An 18,654-nucleotide genomic window follows, 5' to 3' on the forward strand; every position below is an offset into this window, starting at 1 on the left:
TCTCGTCACCTTCGATCGTTCGGCGTGGAGCACGTCTGTGCGGCGTGCAGCCGGTCGAGCAGCCGTTCCTCTTCTCGTTCGAACTCCTCCAGGCTGATGTCTCCGTCCTCAAGCTCCCGGTTCAGCAGGGCGAGTTGGGCACGGAAGACCCCTGGGTCGCGCAACTCCCTTTCGGCGGCGTCGTTGAGCTTCTCCGCCACCCAGACGACGCCGCGGACCGGCGCGATGGGGAGGGTGAGCAGGCCGGTGATAAGTCCCATCTCAGACTCCAGCGGTTCGGACGGGAGTCCCTTCGGCGGAGACGAAGCTGTAGCAGGGCATCGGGCCCGAAAGGCGCAGCTCCACACAGTCGCCGGTCGTGCGGGCGAATTGCTCGCCGCCTTTTGGAAGTCGTCGATGTCGCCGCGATCAAGGGGGAACGACGCGTTGAGCACGCATGCCTGGGCTTCGGGAGCCGAGGTCACCGTGCGGACCCTGGGGGTGATCTCTCGGAGAACTTGCCGGCCCGGCTTCGGCGGCTCTGCTCTTCAGAGCAGCCGAGACGGCCTCGCCCAAGCGCAGGCCGGCTTCGTATCCGGGCACCGGCAGCGGCCTTCCCGCGCGGATGATCGCGTAGAGGTACACACCATCGCCGGTCGCGGCTCACGCCTCCACGGGTCGTCGTCGGCTGCTGCCCCGGGCCGGAGCACGCTGCTTCCTCGGCCGTTCCTGCTGCTCTTCCTCGTCCTCATCGGACTCGTCGGAGTCGTCGTCATGGCCGCTCCCGACCGCCTTGCGAACGGTGTCCCCCACGGTTTCCGCGGCCTCGCGAACCTTGCGTTTGCCGATGGACTTGGCGGCACCACCGCCGATCAGCTCGGGAACGGTGGTGCTGCCGGAGTCACGTTCCAGGTCCAGCCGGTTGCACGCCTCCGCGAAGCGCAGGTACGTGTCGACACTCGCCACCACGATGCGCGCATCTATCTTGAGGATCTCGATGCCGACCAGGGACACCCGGACGAACACGTCGATCACCATGCCCCGGTCGAGGATGAGTTCGAGCACGTCGTACAACGTGCCGGCGCGCGGTGGGCACGCCACTACCTCGTCGGAGTAGGTGGTCGCAGGCATGGGGAATCCTTCCGGTTGTCGGGCAGACCTCAGTCACTGGTCACTCGTCGGCGGACCCCCGCCGATAGCGGCGGACCCGGCGGTACTCCATGAGTTCGCCGTCCTCGTCGAGCCGCACCTCGTACGAAGCGAGAAGGCTCGTCGTGTCCGGAATCCGCGGCAACTCAAGAACGTCGACGACGACACACCAACCGTCGCCCTCACGCCCCACCGCTGATACACCCTCGGTGGGATGGCCGATCAGACCCTCCAGAGCCTGGCAGGCAGCACGCGCGGCATGTTCCGCCCCTCGCACGGACGGTGCGCGTCGAGCGGTAGTCGTCGAGGATTTCCTTGCGCGCGGACGACGCTCTTCTGCCATGAATCAATTCTGGGCTGTATCCGGTTCGACGCATCTTGAGCGGCCAATCTGGCGTTCGTTCCCGGCATCATGGTCGTCTGCGCAGGCGTCGGCTCGGCGGGCCAGACCACACTGGGCGAGGCTCACACTCACAGAGGTACCGACGTATCCCCGTTGGATCTTCCACGCCGGACAGCCCTCGGTCCCGTCGCAAACGACGTTCGCGGCACTGATGAACGCCGTCACATACCCGGACGCCGACCAGACCGCCAACGCAATGCCACGGTGCCCGGCCCCGAGCGGAAGGGAGCGGGCACGGGTGCGGTCGGTTGCCTTCTTACTGGGCATGGTGTGGTGCCTTGATCTTCTGCCCGATACGTCCTCAACAAACGCATCCTTGCAGGTCAACGGCACCTTTCTACTGTCGGGGCGTCAGCCCGTCAATTCCGGTGAATAGCCAGGGCTGACGCAGACGCCGCCCGTCCGAACGCCCTGCCGCCGGACAGAACGAACCGCGTGTCACACCCCGACACGTGTGTGCGGGATCCGCCGGAACCCGGACGCACCGTCTCAGGACACGGGCGGACCGGGCGGACCGGACGGTCCGGCCGTCCGGCGGTGTTCGGCGTTGATGCGCTGGGCTTCTTCGAGTTGGTCTTCGAGGATGATGATGCGGCAGGCGGCTTCGATCGGGGTGCCGTTGTCGACGAGTTCGCGGGCGCGGGCGGCGATGCGCAGTTGGTAGCGGGAGTAGCGTCGATGGCCACCCGCTGAGCGGAGCGGGGTGATGAGGCGGGCTTCGCCGAGGGCGCGCAGGAAGCCCTGGGTGGTGCCGAGCAACGCGGCGGCCCGGCCCATGGTGTAGGCGGGGTAGTCATCGTCATCGAGTCGGCCGAACGAGTCGTCTGTTGTCATTGCACCTCTCTGTGGAACGCGTGGAGGGGCCCTGGCACCATGTGTGCCAGGGCCCCGAAGGAACTGCTACACCATCCGCCGGCCCTGATACTGCACCGGCCTTCTGTGTCCGCACGCCCACCCGGGAGAGGGTAGGGAATGCGGGGATCGCGGTTGCTCGACCGGAGACCACCTCACTATCGATGTCCTGCGGTACCCGGGCTCTACTATTCCGCCCGGGCGATCCTGATGGCGCTCGGCCCCTCCGTTCTTTCCCTCTGGGATCAACTCACTGCTGGTACTGCTCTACTGCGTACTGCTGGTGATGCGACCTGCTCGGTGACCTGTGACAGCGTCACTCTTCGGCAGCCAGCCCCGTCGCCCGTCCTGCGTCTGCTCTGGCTTAGAACCCCACTGCCGAACGTCCCGGTGCGCGCGCCCGCAGCCGACGCCTTCACCGAGGAACCACTTACTGACTTCACTGCTGGGTCTTGCGAACTGCACCTACAGGTACTGCCACTGCATCAACTGCGGTCCTGCTCACGGCGGCCCCTGATCACTGCGAGCCACCCGGTCCGGTCGTCAGCCCCGTCGCCGTCCTGCGACAACCCTGGCTCCGAAACTCCACCACCGCACCGCCCTGCACATTCCAACTACATGTACTACTGCCTGGCAGTTCGTGTCTGCTAGGCCCTGCTGATCTCGGCTACGAGAGAAACCATAGCCAGATGATCTCCCAATGTCTATTCCAGCCAGCATAGATTTTGGTGCGTTCGGCGGGGAGGTAAACGACCTCGACGGCGACGGAGGCTGGCACCCGTCGCTGCCAGGGCGAGAGGGCGAAAGGTCCGAGGCAATGTGCAGCGGGCAGAAGAGTGTCGTCGCGTGATCCAAAAATCCTGGGACCCCAACGAAGAGCGTCAACGCCACAACCGCCCGCTCACCCGCTGGCCGGCGAGGACCTCGGTATGCGGGCTTGGTGTGTGGCACGGACACGGCGTACGGCCGCCGAGTCCGGGGCGGACGTTGGCGTCCGTGCAGGGGCTCTGGGGTGCGATGACACTGCCCGGCACCGGGCCCTGGCGCCGCCCCCTCGGCCCACTCGACAGGGGGCACTGCGCTGGCGGGCAGTAAAGAGCGAGGAGTCACCGTGACCGTATGCGGGCCTGGCGGAGAAGGCAGGCCGACCACTCGTCTTCCTGACAGCAACGGCGGCCGGGGCGGGGCGATGACCTTGGCGGGGACGCTGGCGGCGGCGGAGGCCGCGGCGCCCGTGGAGTCGCTCGACGTGGTCGCGCGCATGCTCAAAAAAGCGACTCGGGGCCGCGGTGGTGTCGTTCCTGATCACCGACTTCAGCGGCGGCTCGGTTGTACGGCTGGGCGGCGGGCAGCGTCGACCGCCGAGCCCGCGCGGCGCATCACGTTGCGGGGCACCCTGTACGACGACGTGATCCGCACCCAGCGGCCGAGGGTGGAGGACAAGGGCGAGGGCGGTCTGGTGCGGCTCGTCGCCCCAGTGACCAACCGCGGGGACGCCATCGGGCTCCTGGAACTGTTCTTGCCCGTCGCGCCTGACGCGGAGGTGATGCAAGAAGTCAGCGAGACCGCGCACGCCCTGGCGTACATCGTCATCGCAAACCGGTCCTTCACCGACGGGTACCAGTGGGACCGCCGCACCGCCCCGCTGAGCCTGGCCGCCGAGATCCAGCACAGGCTGCTCCCGGCATCACTGGCATGTGAGGCGGCCCAGTTCGCGGTCGCCGGGGCGCTGGAGCCGGCCGATCACGTCGGGGTGACACCTTCGACTACGTGATCGACCGGGACACGGTCCAGCTCTCCGTCACCGACGCCATGGGCCACGATGTCGGTGCCGCTCTGCTCGCAACTCTCCTGGTGGGCGCCCTGCGCCGGGCACGGCGGGCCGGCGCCGAACAGGGCGATCAGGCCGTGCGCGAGCACGGCCGCCACGGCTACGTCACCGGGCAGTTCCTGCGCATCAGCCTGCTCGACGGCACCGCCGAGTTCATCAACGCCGGGCACCCCTGGCCACTGAGGATGCGGGACGGACAGGTGCGGGAGATCACTCCGAAGATCGATATGCCGTTCGGCTTTCCACGCACCGCACAGCTACCGGGTCCAGTCGCTGGACCTGCGGCCGGGCGACCGGCTGGTGATGCTGACCGACGGCATGCTGGAGCGCAACGCCAACAGCCTCGATCTGCCGGACCTGATCGTCCGCACCCGCGCGCTGCATCCCCGCGAGGCCGCCCGCACCCTCATCGCCGCGGTCGTCGAGGCCAACCACGGTCACCTGCAGGACGACGCGACCGTCATGTGCCTCGACTGGCACGGCATCGGCCACTCCCATCGGGACGCCGACACCGGCGCCAACCTTGCCGACGCCTCCGCCCCGTCACCTCCGGAGCAGACCACGTGCGGACAATGGCTCTGAGACCGCTCCACCCCCCGCTTCGGCCGACCCGTCGCGGCCCGGCACGCGGCAACGTGCGTGACCAGCGGCTCTGGCCAAAACGTTGTCGCGGTCAGTAGACAGCCAGGGAGATGGCGATGTAGTGCGCCGTGAAGGCCGCCACGGTCAGGGCGTGGAACACCTCGTGGAAGCCGAACCAGCGCGGTGAGGGATCGGGGCGCTGAAGGGCGTAGACGACCGCGCCCGCGCAGAAAAGAAGACCGCCGGCCACGACCAGGGTGAGTACGGCCACTCAGCCGCTGTGCAGGAGGTCGGGCAGGTAGCGCACCGGTGCCCACCCCAGCGCCAGGTAGCACGGGGTGTACAGCCAGCGCGGAGCTCCCACCCACAGAACCCGGAAGGCGATGCCGACCAGTGCGCCCGCCCACACGATCCACAGCAGCACGGACCGCTGGCCCGGCGGGAGAACGACCACCGCAAGGGGCGTGCAGGTGCCGGCGATGATCAGGAAGATGTTTGGGTGGTCGAGACGCCGCAGGACCGCCTCGCCGCGCGGCCCCCAGGTGCCACGGTGGTAGACGGCGCTCGTTGCGAACAGCAGCCAGGCGGTGACCGAGTACACGGCGCAGGCAACGGCTGCCTGCGGGGTGCGGGTCAGGCAGATGAGCACGATGCCCGCGATCAGTGCGGCGGGGACCATCCCGGCATGCAGCCAGCCCCGCAGCCTCGGCTTGATCGGTTCGGCCAGATCGGCCGCCCGCTCCACCAGAGCGGCAACCGAGTGCCCGCTCTCCCCACCTTGTGATCCGCAGGGCAGCCCGTCTTCATGGTGTTCTCCACGCGCTGCGGCGACGTACGTGTATTCGGCTTCAGCGGCGTCGTGCGACACGGCTTCTCGTCCTCCCTCGGACTCCTGGGCATCACCGGTGATCATGCAGCCCTGCTAAAAGACCTCGCCCAGACAGTTTTCTGCAAGGCCGGTCTCGAAACAGCCAGGCCGCGTCGCCGGAAATGGGTCACTGGGTCACTTCGCCGCCGTGTGAACTCCGGCCCGTTGCTGCTGCCGCCCATTGGGCACGAAGCGGAATAGATGAGCTGCTCATGGGAACGATCAGAGCTCCCGAGCGGGTATCTCCGCTCCCTGCGCGCGAGGATCGCCGATGCTTCCTGAGGTCCGCCCCCACCTGTCCGGCCCCCTCGCCGACCAGTTGGAACACCAACTGGGTCTGGCTCCGCAACGGGAAGCCGGCGATCTCGATGTGCAGCGCGTCGCCGGCATCGCCGTCGTCGCGGCCGCCCACTCCGATGGGTATGCGGCCACCGGTCACCTCCTGGGGCTGCTGGCCGCGCTGCCTGCCCCCACCAAGGCAGGAGAACGCTTCTGGTCGGAGCTGTGGAGGTCTTCGGGCACCGCGTACCTGCTGCCTGCCAACATCAAGGCTGCGGTGCTGCGTTCTCTGGCGGGAGAAGGAATCGTGCTGGCCCGACAGATCCTCTCGGCTGTCGATGAGATGACCCCGCCCCAGCGCGTCGCAGCCGGGGAGGTGATCGGTCAGGCCCTCGCCGAGTCCGACCATTTTCCCGACCTCAAGACACAGGTCATCGGAGAACTATGGCTCCGTGACCTCGAACTCACCGCCTGGCGCGTCCTGCACGCAGACCGCAGGTCCGACGATCCGACAGGACGCAAAGCATTCCTCGATGCCTGGAGCAGGGTCTGAGCTTCAGCGCTTGCTTGTCGTGATGGGTGAACACTTCCAGCAGTGCCCGGACGGTCACGTGTGCGTCCGCAGGATGGCGGACGGTGCCGTGTGCGTCCGCAGGATGGCGGGCGGTGCCGTCCAGGCAGAGGATGTAGCGCGTGCGCCGGCCGGCGCGCTCCCCGCGCAGGTAGCCGGCCTGTTCAAGATCGTGACGATGTTCTGGGCGGTCCGCCCGGTGACGTGGCAAGCCGCGGCGATGTAGCGAAGGCGGGCGGCACAGGCGCGGGCGATGACGATCAGCACACGGTTGTGGTTGGTGAGGAGGCTCCACTTCCCGGTCTGTTCGTTCACCATCTGCTCCGTTCTTCGATGCTGCCCAGCTGTGAACACCGCAGGGAATTCGGTTTCATCACCATCAGTGGCAGGCCGTGAGTGTCGACCACTCGACCGCGGTGGCGGCCGTTGATCCCTTTTTGCCAGGGTCGGAGCCGTGAGAGTCTTCCCACGGTCGAAGCCGCTTTGCCTGCGAGGCGCTGACCGTGGCCTCCGCCTCCTTTGCCCATCTGGCGGCGGATCCGTCCGGTCAGCACCTCCCGCACACCGAGGGAACCTCAGGGTGGCCAGTAAATATAATCTGCGCATGTCGAAGCCTGACGAGCTGCTCGTTGACGTCGCCGCCCTGGTGGAGTCCGGGCAGAGCAACCAGATGTCCCTGACCGTGGTCACCGGTGGTGCAGTCATCACCGGCCGGCTTGCTCCCGAAGCAGTGTGGCGGCAGAGGGTGTCGGACGTGCTGACGGATTCCGCCCGCCTGGGAGAATTCTCAGCCGTCTTCGACACCCCCGCGAAGAACGGCCCGCCCACGCATCTGCACTTCCATGTCGCCCGGATCCTGCAGGGCACGGTGGGGATCCCGGAGACGGGCGGGATGTACCGCGTGGCGATCGCCGACGTCGGCGCCTGGACCGTGGGCGACTTCAGCTATTCCGACCACTGAGCAACCACTGCGACGGGAACCCGTTGCAAGCAGTGTGGGCCCGGCCGGCGCATGCAGGCCGGGCCCACACTGCTGTTCAGGTGTCAGCTTCGTGCCTGTTTCCCTCGGTCAGACGGACACGGGAGTGCCGAGCATCGCGGAAGCGTGCTGGAGCGGGCTGAGGATGCGTACGGGTGCGGCCTCGGGGAGGGTACGGCAGGTGAAGCCGAGCTGCGTCATGGCCCGCAGGACTTCGCCGGCGCTGAAATCACGTCGGTCCTGGCGGGTGATGACCTGGCCGACCTGCTTGACGGGGTAGTGGCGGCGGCCGATGATCACGGATTCGCCGGTACCCAGTTCGGGCTTGATGCCCTTCATCGATTCCAGCACGCCGCTCTTGGTGAGCTCGAAGGGGAAGCGGGCGATGACACAGCGCATGTGACCTCACAGAGAGAAAAGGGAGAACGGTCCGACCAGGGTGAAGACGGCTCAGTGGGAGAGGGCGAGGACACCCAGGGCGCTGCCTTGCTCGTCGACCACCGGCAGGGCACCGAGCCGGAGGTAGCGCATCGCGTGCTCGGCTTCGGCCGTCGCGGCCACAGATGTAGTGAACGACCTGTGGTCGCCGAGGACTTCGCGCAGGCGGACGCGGTCCGTGTAGGCGAAGCTGTCGCGGACGGCGGTGAGTTCGGTCCGGGTGACCAGGCCGGTGCACTGGCCGTCCTGGTCACAGACGACCAGCCGGCCCGTGCGTGCGGCGGCCATGACCGACAGCGCCACCTCGACACTCATGTCGTCACAGACCTGCGGTCCGGCCGCGTCCATGACCTAAGCCACCGTCTTGTGCCCGAGGTTGGCGCTCGCCGGGCGGGGCTGCATCTGAACCAGCGTCACAAGGTGCCTCCTGCAGAGATGGGTCAGCTTCCTGATCACGAAGGTTCTAGGCCGCCGTGCCGAAGACGGCCTGGCGTACGGGCGCGCGCCGGGTCGTCGAAGAGGGGCGGCGCCGGCCTCGCGAGGTGCTGCGCTTGGAGCGTTCGGCCACCGGTGCGGTGATGACGACCGGGATGCCGGACGGGGTCTGGGCGCCGGTGATCCGGTGCAGGGCCTCGTCGCCCGAGCGGATCTGGGTGGTCTGCGGCCGGATCCCGGCGTCCACCATGAGGCGGACCATGCCGCGGCGCTGGCTCGGTGTGACCAGGGTGACGACGCTGCCGGACTCGCCGGCTCGGGCCGTGCGTCCGCCGCGGTGGAGGTAGTCCTTGTGGTCGGTCGGCGGGTCGACATTCACGACGAGGTCGAGGTTGTCGACGTGGATGCCGCGCGCCGCGACGTTGGTCGCTACCAGCACGCTGACGTGCCCCGTCTTGAACTGCGCCAGTGTGCGGGTGCGCTGCGGCTGCGACTTGCCGCCGTGCAGCGCGGCGGCCCGAACCCCGCTGTTGAGAAGGTCCTGGGTCAGCCGGTCGACGGCGTGCTTGGTGTCCAGGAACATGATCACGCGGCCGTCGCGGGCGGCGATCTCTGTCGTGGCGGCGTGCTTGTCGGCGCCGTGGACGTGCAGGACGTGGTGCTCCATCGTCGTGACCGCACCGGCCGAGGGGTCGACCGAATGCACAACGGGGTCGGTCAGGTAGCGGCGCACCAGCAGGTCGACGTTGCGGTCCAGGGTGGCGGAGAACAGCATCCGCTGCCCCTGCGGACGCACCTGGTCGAGGAGCGCGGTGACCTGCGGCATGAAACCCATGTCGGCCATCTGGTCGGCCTCGTCCAGCACCGTGATGCCCACCTGGTTCAGCCTGCAGTCGCCCCGGTCGATGAGGTCCTTGAGCCGCCCCGGAGTCGCCACCACCACCTCAGCCCCGCCTCGCAGCGCGCCGGCCTGCCTGCCGATCGACATCCCGCCCACCACCGTGGCCAGCCGCAGCCTGACGGACCGGGCATACGGAGTGAGCGCGTCGGTCACCTGCTGCGCCAGCTCACGCGTGGGTACGAGGATCAGCCCCAGCGGCTGGCGGGGCTCAGCACGCTGTCCGGCGGTACGGGCCAGCAGGGCGAGACCGAAGGCGAGGGTCTTGCCCGAGCCGGTGCGCCCGCGGCCCAGGACGTCACGGCCCGCCAGGGAGTTCGGCAGTGTCGCGCCCTGGATCGGGAACGGCGCGCTCACACCCTGCCTGCCGAGTTCGGCCAGCAGCTGCTCGGGCATGGAGAGATCGGCGAAGCTCTCCACGGCGGGCAGCGCGGGGGTGATCGTCGTGGGGAGCGCGAATTCACCCTGCACGGAGGCGGGCCGACGGCCGTAACTGCCTGAACGAGCAGGACCGCCGGAACGGCGCGGTGCCGGCGAGCCGAAGCGGCTGCCGCCCCTTCCCGCGTCGGCACTGCCGTTACGGGCGCGGGGCGAGCGGTCGTTCGTACGTGTGCGGTTCATGCGGAACCTTCCTCGATGCGGCGCATATCAAGGAATTCCCGCAAGCGGTGAGCAGCACGGAATTACAAGTATGGACCGATGTCAAAGCAAATCCGGCCGACGGGAATCCGCGGCGGGCGTAAATTCTGAAATAGGTGACGCAGCGAGGACGTAAAGTCCCGGGCGTCGAGGTGCGGTGTGGCTCTTCAGGATGCGCCTGCATCCTGAAGGAGGAGCCGCGTGTGGTGAGACTGCGGATTTCTCCGAGCCGCCCGCAGGTGAAACCACTGCGGGAAAATGCGTGTAGCTGGGGCCCGCACCCCGAGGGATGCGGGCCCCAGCTACAAAGTGCGCGTCAGCGTCAGGCCGGAACGATGTTCTCGGCCGTCGGGCCCTTCTGGCCCTGCGCGATGTCGAAGGTGACCTTCTGGCCTTCGAGCAGCTCACGGAAGCCCTGGGCGGCAATGTTCGAGAAGTGGGCGAACACGTCAGCGCCGCCACCGTCCTGCTCGATGAAGCCGAAACCCTTTTCCGCGTTGAACCACTTCACGGTACCAGCAGCCATGTCATATCTCCTTTGGGGCAGTACACCGGCATCCGCACTGTGCGGACACCGTGTCGCCGCGATGATTACCCCGCCGGAAAATGACCGGAAATACAAAAGCGCTCTGCCCGACAGGAGCCGAGTGGGAGCACTTGAAGTTCGGGAACCACAACTGCAACTGAGATGGACAGTAGCACGCCGCAACGGTCCGCGTCGGTTAAGTAATTCCACTCCGCTCATTGCGGTAAAAACTCTCACTACGCGGTCCGGCAAACTCTCACCTCACGGGCACAGATATTGACTCACTCGCAGTGCAACGTTCCAGGAAAGCGGAGTCGTCAGCCGCAACCAGGGTTGTCGGGGCGCTTTGGCGTGTGCGGCTGTCCGCAGGGTCGCATTGAACAGCGGCCAAGAGCAGCCACCACCATGAGGCGGACCTGCGTTGATCGCCGCGTCCGGAGCAGTGGTCGAGCGTTCGATCCGGTGAGGGGACGTCACCGTGGATGGTGTCGGGCAAACTGTGCCCTCCGGAAGTGCCGTGCGCTCAAAGGCTCGGCTTCACCCGGACATGGCAGCTGACAGCGGGCTGAAACTTTGGTGTTCGTTCGCCGTCTGCTCGACGGGCGCCGCATCCATGACGACCTGTGGGGAGAGTCCGACCGCTGACCGGGAGCGGAGCGGCTTTGCCTGTCGTCAGGAGGGGAGGGCTTGACGGAGCGTGGGACAGCAGGGAATGACCGTGTCGAGACCAACGATTTCAACGACCCGCTGAACCCCCTGCCCGCAAGGCCGCCAGCCGAATCCGCCGGGGAACGCTGCATCGCGTGGTGCGGCCAGGCCGCTGAGGACGCTGGAATCCATGAAGGCGAGCGCACTGCAGGACGCCGGAAGCGCTACACCTTATAAGGGTGCTACCCCCAGGTAACGTTCCGGGCGGGCGTGCCCGGCCCTGAACGGGGTAGCGGGCGGGGAGAGGGAAGCGAGCACGGATGGACGAGGCAAGAGGGGCCGAAGGCGAAACGGCCTCGCTGTTGGAGACATCGCTCGCGCTGGACAGCGACGGTTCCCGCATAGCTCAGGCCCGTCATCTGGCCGCGGCTTTCCTGACGAAGGTGAGAGACGACCACGGCATCCCGGTGGTGACCGCCACGGTCGAGATCGTCCAGCTGATCGTCAGCGAACTGGTGACCAACGCCCGAAAATACGCGCCGGGACCGGCCCTCTTGCACCTGCGGGTCACCAGTGCCGTGGTGCGGGTTGAACTCTGGGACAGCAATCCTGCAGTGCCGACTGCACAGGCGCTGGATCCGGAACGCATCGGCCAGCACGGCCTGGAGATCGTCAGAGCACTCGCCCAAACCGTCATCGTCGAGCGGACCCCCCTCGGCAAGCGCATCACCGCGGACATCGCCCTCATCCCGGCCACCGCACAGCCGGTCCCGTCTCGCCTGTTCGGAGTAGCTCATGGCGACGGCCGCCGGTCGGCCGGCGACCGTGTGCCTCGCGTGATGTGGCCCCCGTACCGTCCGCATCGAGCACTCCCCCGCAGGCAGAACCCGGAAGCATGAAACCCGGGTATCGAAGCTGCCCGCCAGGGACGCACCGGGACTGTCGGCCTCTGCGGGAGTCGAGGCGGGCCCGGCGCTCATGGAACGCCACAGGCTCGCTCCGCTGCGGGAAGCAGCCTCAATCTCAACCACCACACCCGAACGGCGCAGGGAGGCTGCGCCCCCAACCCAGCCCCCCACAGCCGCTACCGACCCATCGGGTTCGACGATCCGGCGGCGCGGCGGTGTTCGGCGTCGATGCGCTGCGCTTCTTCCAGCTGGTCCTCGAGGATGACGATGCGACAGACTGCCTCGATGGGGGTGCCCTCGCCGGAGCCATTCGTGAGAGGTGCGATGACAGCAGACGACTCGTTTACCAACGAGAACACCAACCGGCTGTTGCGGCAGTACCTGCCCAAGGGCGCGGACCTCCACACATTCAGCCAGGTCGACCTCGATGCCATCGCCCACGAGCTCAACCACCGTCCGCTACCGCAGTCCGACAGAAGTCTACGCTGACCTCCTGAACAGCGTTGATGCGTTGACCGCTTGAGCTCGCCCCACCGGTGCCCGACGATGGCCGTGCAGTCACCCAGCCCGGGTGCCAAGCATGGCGATCACCGGTGCTTCTGTGCCCGGCTGCGCGAACGGCACTCGATGTCACGCGGGTGTGGGCCGACGGAGGCTACGGGCGTTTGGTCGACTTCGCCCGCGACGCCTGGCGGATCGCGCTGACCGTGGTCAGACGCAGCGACGACACCAGCGGGGTTCACCGTGCTGCCGAAGAGATGGTTGGTGGAGCGCACGTTCGCGTGGCTGATGCACTCACGCCGGCCGACCCGCGACTACGAGACGCGCACCGACCGCTCGGAGGCGGTGATCAACTGGGCGGTCTGGAGTGGGCGATGTAGGTGGGAACGGAGTGGGCGGGGGCTCGCGCAGTTCAACGCTCCGATGCCGGGGGGTGTAGGGCGTGCCGAGGCCGCAGGAGTGCCTCTCCAGCACCAACCAGGGGTAGGCGCCACGTGTGATCTGAAGTGGTTTCCCGGGCGGTCGCCTCGGCAAGGGGACGACCGCCCGGTTCTGCCATAGCTGACCACAGCGGCAGAGCATTCGCCTCAGGTGGGGACGATGAGGTGACGTGACACCCAGGTCATCCTGTTGCCCTCCGCCATCGCGGCGACGACTCGCCCGTCGCCAGCCGCGCTCGACGAAACTCACTCGTACGCCCCACGGGAGGAGACGCTGTGCCGTGTCGCTCCCGGCAGAATGTCGTTGAACCGATCGGTGCGCGGGATATCAACGCTCTTGAGACTGCGTACCGACCGAGGGCCCGAAGCCCAAGAGATCCGCTTCGGGCCCTCTCCCCTGTGCGGTGGCCGCCTGGCGCCGGTTCTCCTGTTGTTGCAGGGTGAGGTTGCGGCGGCCCGGCGCCGACTCACCCCTTGCGGCCGGGCCGCCCCACGACCATCCCGAACCACAGCCGCGCACCGCATCATGTCCAGGACCGGGGCGATCTCGGGTACTCGCCCGGGCTCGTGAACGGGTGCAGGAGCGGCAAGCCGGCGAGGGCGTCGTCCAGCAGGCCTCGCAACGCAAGCTGGGCTTGAAGGCTGTTGTACGGCGACAGGGAGGCTGTGAGAGGAGTGTGGGGTCCGCTGTCGTCACGACTGCTCAATACGTCCTGCATCGTCATGCAGTGAGCAACGAGATGCGCCTGGAAGTTCGCGTGAGCCGAACGGGTACCGCGCGGGTGCGGCACACGAGCAGCCGCGCCGTGGACTGCGCCTCCGCTCAGATCCCGCCCTCCCGCCCCCCACGCCCGGTCCTTCCTCGCGCGCCGGGCTCTTGTTCGGGGCGAGCGTGGAGGGCCGCCGACCGACGCGCGACAGCCACCAGGCCGCCCAGTGCCCCTTTCCCGAACTCCCGTGCTTCTGTGCCTGCGCCCCACCATCACCCACCGCAGCCAAGGGCCTAGACAGGAACGGAGGAGAGGGAAAAGGGGTGTCGGCACCGCCGGTCGGAGCTGTTCAAGGGGCCTGAACTGCACAAACCCTGAACGTGCCGTCAGGGGCTGCCAGTAGGGGACCTGGTAGGGCGAGCGGTAGGGGGGTTTGGCCGGTGCTCCGCACGCCGACCACGGCGGCCGAAAGCACACCTGTGCGTGTCTGCAGGCGATGGAACTCGTTGAGCAGGTCATCGCGGGCCGGATCAGAAATCAGCCACACCCTGTACGGCGGGCACACTGCGACCTGTATCTACGCCCGTCTCGAACCCGGCCCACACGACAGCTGGCAGTTGAAATTCGCCAACGCCGGCCATCCCCGACCACTGCTGGTGTCGCCCGCCGGTGATACTCGCTACCTGGACACCGGCCACAGTGTGCTGCTCGGCATCGAACCCGACACGCCCCGGCCCAGCAGCACCCACACGCTTGCGCCGGATTCCACCTTGCTGCTCTACACCGACGACCTGATCGAACGTTCCGGCGAAGACCTCGACCGCGGTCTCGCCCGGCTGCGTCAGCACGCCGCATCCCTGACCCGCGAGCCGTTGGCTGTCTTCTGTGACGAGCTCCTCGCCGGCCTAGCCCCTGGCAGTAGCGACGACATCGCCCTTCTCGCGGTCCGCCTCCCGCCCCGCGACCTGAACCCCCCGGCTGAGGAGCGGCCATGACGGCGGGTTCTTACCGGACCTGATGCGCGCGGCCGGGCGTGCCGGCTCGTCCATGCGCGCTGACGAGCGGGCGACGCTGGTTAGCTCGCGGGGCCCGAGGTGCAGGGCGGACAGCGTCGCGGCAGTCGCGTCCGCCCCGCACGCCGTCGGCTATGCGGCGGGGGTGAGTTCGGCGCGGCCGAACAGAAGGGCGTAGCCGGTGGGGAGCCGGCCCAGGATGCGGGTGATGAGGTCGGGGGCTGCGTGGGCGGCGACGGCGGAGAAGACGGATCCGGTGTCCCAGCGGGTGGTGGCCAGGGAGGCGCCGGTGCGGGCGGCGAGGTCCTTGACGAAGGCCCAGCCGGTCAGGGGCCGAGTGTCGGGGATCTGCGCAGTCAGCACGCGTGCGGCCTCCACGGGCAGACAGGCGGCCAGGTCGACGCGTTCGTGGCCGGTCAGCTGGCGCCCCAGTCCGGCAAGAACCAGGCGGACGGCTTCGTCGGCCTTCTCGCGGGTGGGGTAGGCGCCCTCGTAGCGGACCTTCTCCAGCATCTGCTCGTATGCCGTCCCGTACGACTGCTGGGGCGGTGCGTGCCGGTCGGAGATCACGGGGTGGTGGCCTTTCTTACTGTGGCCGGTGTTCGGGCACCGGCGTGAGTGATGGTCAGGTGGGTTGGGGGCGGCCGAAGAGCAGGTCGTAGCCTGCGGGGAGCTGGAGCAGGATCTGCCCCAGCAGGTCATCGCCGGCGGCGTCGGCGACGGTCGACAGCACGGCGCTGACGTCCCAGGCCGCGGTCTGGTCGGTGGCGCCCTCGATCCAGGCGGCGCTCGCCCGGACGAACCGCTCCGGGGGCAGCGGTTCGGCGCTCTGCAGCGGGTTGAGCAGGATCAGGGCGAAGCCCTCCGGCAGGCGTGCCGCGAGCTGGGCGCGGGCTTCGCCGACCAGGTGCGCGCCGAGCAGGGCGAGCACCACGCGGGCCGCGCGCTCTGCTTCCTCCGCAGTGCCGTATTCGCCGCGTTCCTTCACGTGGTCGAGGAACGCTTCGCGTCGCAGAGTCATGGCGCCGCCACCCCTTCTTCTTCGGACTGCCTACGGGGGTGCGGAGGCGGGGTGAGGGGGAGATCAGGTGCCCGTCCTCCGCACCGGTCCGGCCGGTGTCAGCCGGAGATCTCCTTTTGGCCGGAGCCGACGCCGATGGAGATCTTGCGGGGCTTGGCTCGCTCGGCGATCGGGATGCGCAGGGTGAGCACGCCTGTGTCGTATTCGGCCTGGATGTGCTCGGTGGCGAGGGTGTCGGCGAGCACGATCTGGCGGGAGAAGACGCCCAGCGGCCGCTCGGACAGTTCCATCTGCACGTCGTCGGTCTTCGCCAGCGGCCGACGCTCGGCCCTGACGGTGAGCATGTTGCGCTCGACGTCGATGTCGATCGCGTCCGCGGTGCAGCCGGGAAGGTCGAAGGCCACCACGTACTCGTCGCCCTCGCGGTAGGCGTCCATCGGCATCGCCGACGGCTTCGACCAGGTGCCCGGGCCCATCAGCTGCTGCGCCAGCCGGTCCAGCTCACGGAAGGGGTCAGTGCGCATCAACATCGTGAAAACACCTCCAGCAGGTTCAGGCAGTTGCTGCCAATGCGCTTCACTGATTCCGTTGTAACATGTCATCCCATGGATGACAAACTCAATGTCGTCTAGGTGATGACAATCCGAGGGAGGTGCCCGTGGCCGCAGCCGACCAACCGCCCACGACCAGCCCGAACGCCCACAGCCCGGGGTCATTCCTAGCCGCCGTGGCGGCCCTCAACGCCATAGACGACGCCCTGCGCGACGCCCGGCGAGAGTCCCCTGACACGCCCGAAGGTCCCGGCGCGGGGCCGGAGCAGGCGCTGGCCTCCCTGATGCTGCTGCAGCAGGTGCGCGAGCAGCTGGCCGGGTGGGAGACCGGCCTGATCGAAACGGCCCGGGACGCAGGAGCCAGCTGGGCGGACCTAGCCCATCCACTTGGCGTCGCCAGCCGCCAGGCAGCCGAGCGCCGCTATCTGCGCGACCGGCCCGGCCCGGCCGGGACCACCGGCGAACAACGCGTGACGGCCACCCGCCAGGCGCGAGCCGCCGAACGCACCACCGCCACCTGGGCCCGCACCAACGCCGCCGACCTGCGCCGCTTTGCCGGCCAGATCACCGCCCTTACCGACCTTCCCCCGGCCGCCCGCCGCCCGCTCGGCGAGCTCCACGCGGCCCTCGCCCACGACGACCCCGCCGATCTCATCGCCCCCCTGACCGCCACCCACCCCTACCTGGCCGCCACCCACCCCGACCTCGCCGCCCGGCTCGACACCCTCACACCCCCCTGAACCCATCCGTGGGTCCAAGGCATGGCATGCGATCCCCTGCCGTCACGTGACACAGCTCTGCGCTCCTTCCTTCACACGAGGAGCTGGTGAGCAAGGATCGTTCCATCTTGCTCCGAAATGCCCCACTTATCACATGAGGTGATGCTCTGGGCTGGAATCGGGGATAGCCGACCGCCACGCTCTGGCCTCAGCCCTGGACACAGGTCCGCACTGCTGCCCGCGTCCACCCCGGAGTTCGCGCCCCCCGGTCTGGCCCGTGACAGGCCGTCGGCCGGACGAGGGCGGAGGCGACCGTCGTCCTGACCTGCCACGGTGACGACGGCGGCAGGGCCCCCGTCCACTGGGAACGACCCACCGCGCTCAATTTGATCAGCCTGTATCCGCTGTACGCGGCGTGGCTGTGGGTGGGGGCATCCCAGGCACGGCTGTGCCGGTGTCGGCGTACTGGGCCAGTTGCTGATCCAGTTCGTGACGGATGTCGGTACACAGTGTCCGGTCCTGGCCCACTCGATGAGGAGTTCCGCGACGTGGCGGAGCTTGATGCCCGTCCGCTGCGACACTTTCCTCAGAACATGTCGGCCCCGGTCGGGCCTCAGCTGTCCGACGGCGAGGAGGACGCCGCTGGCCTGGTCAACGACGGCATGGGACCCCAGCGCCTCGCGAAGCTGAGCATTCTCATCCCGCAGCTCCCCCTGCGGAATCCTGGGCCCACCGGCGCTCCTCGAAGAGCTCGTCCACACGTTCTCGCATGTTGTCCTCCAACGATTCCTCGAACGTTGGGCTCGACATCGGCACGGACAGTCACCCGCATCTGCGGGGCGCCATCGGCCGGTGCATCGCGACCTTCAGCACCCCGAATGCCGCCCGGACACAGCCGCGCGCATGCTCGCCGAGCCGTGGGACTACACCCGCGACCCATCCCTTCTTGAACCACTTCAACCCGCGCAATCGTGGACCCGGATGGCGCTTTAGACGGTCCGGCCTGCGCAACTATGAGCAGTTACGCGGCCCGGCAGGGGAGTTGACAAAGGGACGGTAGGGCCCGCCCGGCTGTACGCCAGCTCCGCTCGGCGCGAACCACTACCACCAGCTCCCCCGATCGCACAGCCGTGAGCGGTCGATCTCCTGCTGCGTCTCTGGCCTCCGCGGGGCTCTGGTAGAGGGGCCCGCCCCTCTCGGATGCGGGTCCTTCACCGGTCTCCGCTTCTGTCCTTGCCGCGCTTGCCGTGCTTGCCGCGCATGGGCTCCTTGACGTCGTCCATGGCGTCCTTCGCCTTGCCCTCCGCCTGATCCATCTGCCCCTCGGCCTTCATCCGGTCGCTACCGGTGGCCTTGCCGACCGCTTCCTTCGCCTTGCTTAAATGCACATAACGCTCGACGAGGGCTACGGCGACAGTCGCGCCAGCGCTTGGACCCGAGGATCGGCAGGGACCGCGCCGACCGATCCGTCTCCTCGCCCTTGACGTCGCACGTCGGTTCGGCGCCGCCACCACCGCGGCCTGACCGGAACCTGGCCCGGCTGACAGACCTGGCCCCACCTCGGCGCGGTAGCCGAGGCAGACGCCGCCTTACCGTCCGGCAGGAAACAGGGCGGACCATCATCAGGGCCGGTCCGGGTGCGGGGTCCCCCGGGCTAATGATCCTTTTCCGATATTTGCCGGACTCTGAACCTGCTCCTCCAGCAGTACGCCCC

Annotated in this window: 20 protein-coding genes and 4 pseudogenes; 9 read left to right on the forward strand and 15 right to left on the reverse strand. The window is 68.1% G+C overall.

The window, feature by feature from the left end; genetic code table 11:
- Window positions 1–5: 5 nt before the first annotated feature.
- From ACIQRL_RS33610 to ACIQRL_RS33625, 4 genes are all read right to left on the reverse strand, one after another.
- Complete coding sequence (locus tag ACIQRL_RS33610) at window positions 6–260, reverse strand: gas vesicle protein GvpG (RefSeq protein WP_401338658.1); 255 nt, start codon at window positions 258–260, stop codon at window positions 6–8.
- 382 nt (window positions 261–642) lie between these two features.
- Window positions 643–1,110, reverse strand: coding sequence for a gas vesicle structural protein GvpA (locus tag ACIQRL_RS33615; protein ID WP_401338661.1), 468 nt, complete (start codon window positions 1,108–1,110; stop codon window positions 643–645).
- A gap of 40 nt (window positions 1,111–1,150) precedes the next feature.
- Window positions 1,151–1,471: a gas vesicle protein gene (locus tag ACIQRL_RS33620; protein ID WP_401338662.1), complete on the reverse strand. Its 321-nt coding sequence runs from the start codon at window positions 1,469–1,471 to the stop codon at window positions 1,151–1,153.
- Between the two features lie 549 nt (window positions 1,472–2,020).
- Window positions 2,021–2,365, reverse strand: a complete 345-nt coding sequence (locus tag ACIQRL_RS33625; RefSeq protein ID WP_401338664.1) for a MerR family transcriptional regulator — start codon at window positions 2,363–2,365, stop codon at window positions 2,021–2,023.
- Between the two features lie 1,207 nt (window positions 2,366–3,572).
- Here ACIQRL_RS33625 and ACIQRL_RS33630 point away from each other — a divergent pair.
- From ACIQRL_RS33630 to ACIQRL_RS33640, 3 genes and pseudogenes are all read left to right on the forward strand, one after another.
- Window positions 3,573–4,157 carry a hypothetical protein gene (locus tag ACIQRL_RS33630; protein WP_401338666.1) on the forward strand — a complete coding sequence of 195 codons (585 nt, stop codon included), beginning with the start codon at window positions 3,573–3,575 and terminating at the stop codon, window positions 4,155–4,157.
- 38 nt (window positions 4,158–4,195) lie between these two features.
- Window positions 4,196–4,399 (forward strand): annotated as a pseudogene (locus tag ACIQRL_RS33635) (SpoIIE family protein phosphatase); the annotation flags it as partial.
- Window positions 4,400–4,517: 118 nt separating this feature from the next.
- Window positions 4,518–4,796 carry a SpoIIE family protein phosphatase gene (locus ACIQRL_RS33640; RefSeq protein WP_401338668.1) on the forward strand — a complete coding sequence of 93 codons (279 nt, stop codon included), beginning with the start codon at window positions 4,518–4,520 and terminating at the stop codon, window positions 4,794–4,796.
- Window positions 4,797–4,887: 91 nt separating this feature from the next.
- Here ACIQRL_RS33640 and ACIQRL_RS33645 read toward each other — a convergent pair.
- Window positions 4,888–5,709: pseudogene (locus tag ACIQRL_RS33645) on the reverse strand (hemolysin III family protein).
- Between the two features lie 226 nt (window positions 5,710–5,935).
- On the opposite strand from ACIQRL_RS33645, the gene ACIQRL_RS33650 reads away from it, so the two are divergent.
- Together ACIQRL_RS33650 and ACIQRL_RS33655 are read left to right on the forward strand one after the other, a co-directional pair.
- Window positions 5,936–6,496 carry a hypothetical protein gene (locus ACIQRL_RS33650; protein ID WP_261710027.1) on the forward strand — a complete coding sequence of 187 codons (561 nt, stop codon included), beginning with the start codon at window positions 5,936–5,938 and terminating at the stop codon, window positions 6,494–6,496.
- A 622-nt stretch (window positions 6,497–7,118) separates the two neighbouring features.
- On the forward strand, window positions 7,119–7,475 hold the full coding sequence (locus ACIQRL_RS33655) for a hypothetical protein (protein ID WP_328446067.1): 357 nt from the start codon (window positions 7,119–7,121) through the stop codon (window positions 7,473–7,475).
- Between the two features lie 108 nt (window positions 7,476–7,583).
- Here the strand turns inward: ACIQRL_RS33655 and ACIQRL_RS33660 are convergent, their stop codons facing one another.
- From ACIQRL_RS33660 to ACIQRL_RS33675, 4 genes are all read right to left on the reverse strand, one after another.
- Window positions 7,584–7,892, reverse strand: coding sequence for an SCO5918 family protein (locus tag ACIQRL_RS33660; RefSeq protein WP_326784465.1), 309 nt, complete (start codon window positions 7,890–7,892; stop codon window positions 7,584–7,586).
- A 51-nt stretch (window positions 7,893–7,943) separates the two neighbouring features.
- On the reverse strand, window positions 7,944–8,279 hold the full coding sequence (locus ACIQRL_RS33665; protein ID WP_401338671.1) for a CBS domain-containing protein: 336 nt from the start codon (window positions 8,277–8,279) through the stop codon (window positions 7,944–7,946).
- Between the two features lie 115 nt (window positions 8,280–8,394).
- Window positions 8,395–9,885, reverse strand: a complete 1,491-nt coding sequence (locus tag ACIQRL_RS33670; protein WP_401338673.1) for a DEAD/DEAH box helicase — start codon at window positions 9,883–9,885, stop codon at window positions 8,395–8,397.
- 340 nt (window positions 9,886–10,225) lie between these two features.
- A complete protein-coding gene (locus ACIQRL_RS33675; protein WP_340471040.1) occupies window positions 10,226–10,429 on the reverse strand; it encodes a cold-shock protein in 204 nt (67 codons plus the stop codon).
- Window positions 10,430–11,397: 968 nt separating this feature from the next.
- Here ACIQRL_RS33675 and ACIQRL_RS33680 point away from each other — a divergent pair.
- Window positions 11,398–11,976, forward strand: a complete 579-nt coding sequence (locus ACIQRL_RS33680; protein WP_401338674.1) for an ATP-binding protein — start codon at window positions 11,398–11,400, stop codon at window positions 11,974–11,976.
- A 185-nt stretch (window positions 11,977–12,161) separates the two neighbouring features.
- Here the strand turns inward: ACIQRL_RS33680 and ACIQRL_RS33685 are convergent.
- Window positions 12,162–12,284: pseudogene (locus tag ACIQRL_RS33685) on the reverse strand (MerR family transcriptional regulator); the annotation flags it as partial.
- A 46-nt stretch (window positions 12,285–12,330) separates the two neighbouring features.
- Between ACIQRL_RS33685 and ACIQRL_RS33690 the strand changes: the two are divergent.
- Window positions 12,331–12,444, forward strand: a pseudogene (locus ACIQRL_RS33690) (IS30 family transposase); the annotation flags it as partial.
- Between the two features lie 1,632 nt (window positions 12,445–14,076).
- Window positions 14,077–14,631, forward strand: a complete 555-nt coding sequence (locus tag ACIQRL_RS33695) for a PP2C family protein-serine/threonine phosphatase (protein ID WP_401338676.1) — start codon at window positions 14,077–14,079, stop codon at window positions 14,629–14,631.
- 150 nt (window positions 14,632–14,781) lie between these two features.
- On the opposite strand, the gene ACIQRL_RS33700 is transcribed toward ACIQRL_RS33695, so the two are convergent.
- The 3 genes from ACIQRL_RS33700 to ACIQRL_RS33710 all read right to left on the reverse strand — a co-directional run bounded on the left by ACIQRL_RS33700 (window position 14,782) and on the right by ACIQRL_RS33710 (window position 16,200).
- The gene (locus ACIQRL_RS33700) at window positions 14,782–15,219 is read right to left on the reverse strand and encodes a DUF2267 domain-containing protein (RefSeq protein WP_401338678.1); all 438 of its coding nucleotides are present in this window, start codon (window positions 15,217–15,219) and stop codon (window positions 14,782–14,784) included.
- 55 nt (window positions 15,220–15,274) lie between these two features.
- Entirely contained in the window at window positions 15,275–15,670 is a 396-nt protein-coding gene (locus ACIQRL_RS33705) for a DUF2267 domain-containing protein (protein WP_401338681.1), read from the reverse strand.
- A gap of 98 nt (window positions 15,671–15,768) precedes the next feature.
- Entirely contained in the window at window positions 15,769–16,200 is a 432-nt protein-coding gene (locus ACIQRL_RS33710; protein ID WP_401338683.1) for an Hsp20/alpha crystallin family protein, read from the reverse strand.
- A 128-nt stretch (window positions 16,201–16,328) separates the two neighbouring features.
- Here ACIQRL_RS33710 and ACIQRL_RS33715 point away from each other — a divergent pair, with 128 nt between their 5' ends.
- Window positions 16,329–16,961, forward strand: a complete 633-nt coding sequence (locus tag ACIQRL_RS33715; RefSeq protein ID WP_401338685.1) for a type III effector protein — start codon at window positions 16,329–16,331, stop codon at window positions 16,959–16,961.
- Window positions 16,962–17,032: 71 nt separating this feature from the next.
- On the opposite strand, the gene ACIQRL_RS33720 is transcribed toward ACIQRL_RS33715, so the two are convergent.
- The gene (locus ACIQRL_RS33720) at window positions 17,033–17,701 is read right to left on the reverse strand and encodes an ANTAR domain-containing protein (protein WP_401338688.1); all 669 of its coding nucleotides are present in this window, start codon (window positions 17,699–17,701) and stop codon (window positions 17,033–17,035) included.
- Window positions 17,702–18,151: 450 nt separating this feature from the next.
- Window positions 18,152–18,328, reverse strand: coding sequence for a CsbD family protein (locus tag ACIQRL_RS33725; protein WP_401338690.1), 177 nt, complete (start codon window positions 18,326–18,328; stop codon window positions 18,152–18,154).
- Between the last annotated feature and the right edge of the window lie 326 nt (window positions 18,329–18,654).

Origin of the sequence: Streptomyces sp. NPDC091209, assembly GCF_044757755.1 — a bacterium.
In the GTDB taxonomy this organism is placed as follows: Bacteria; Actinomycetota; Actinomycetes; order Streptomycetales; family Streptomycetaceae; genus Streptomyces.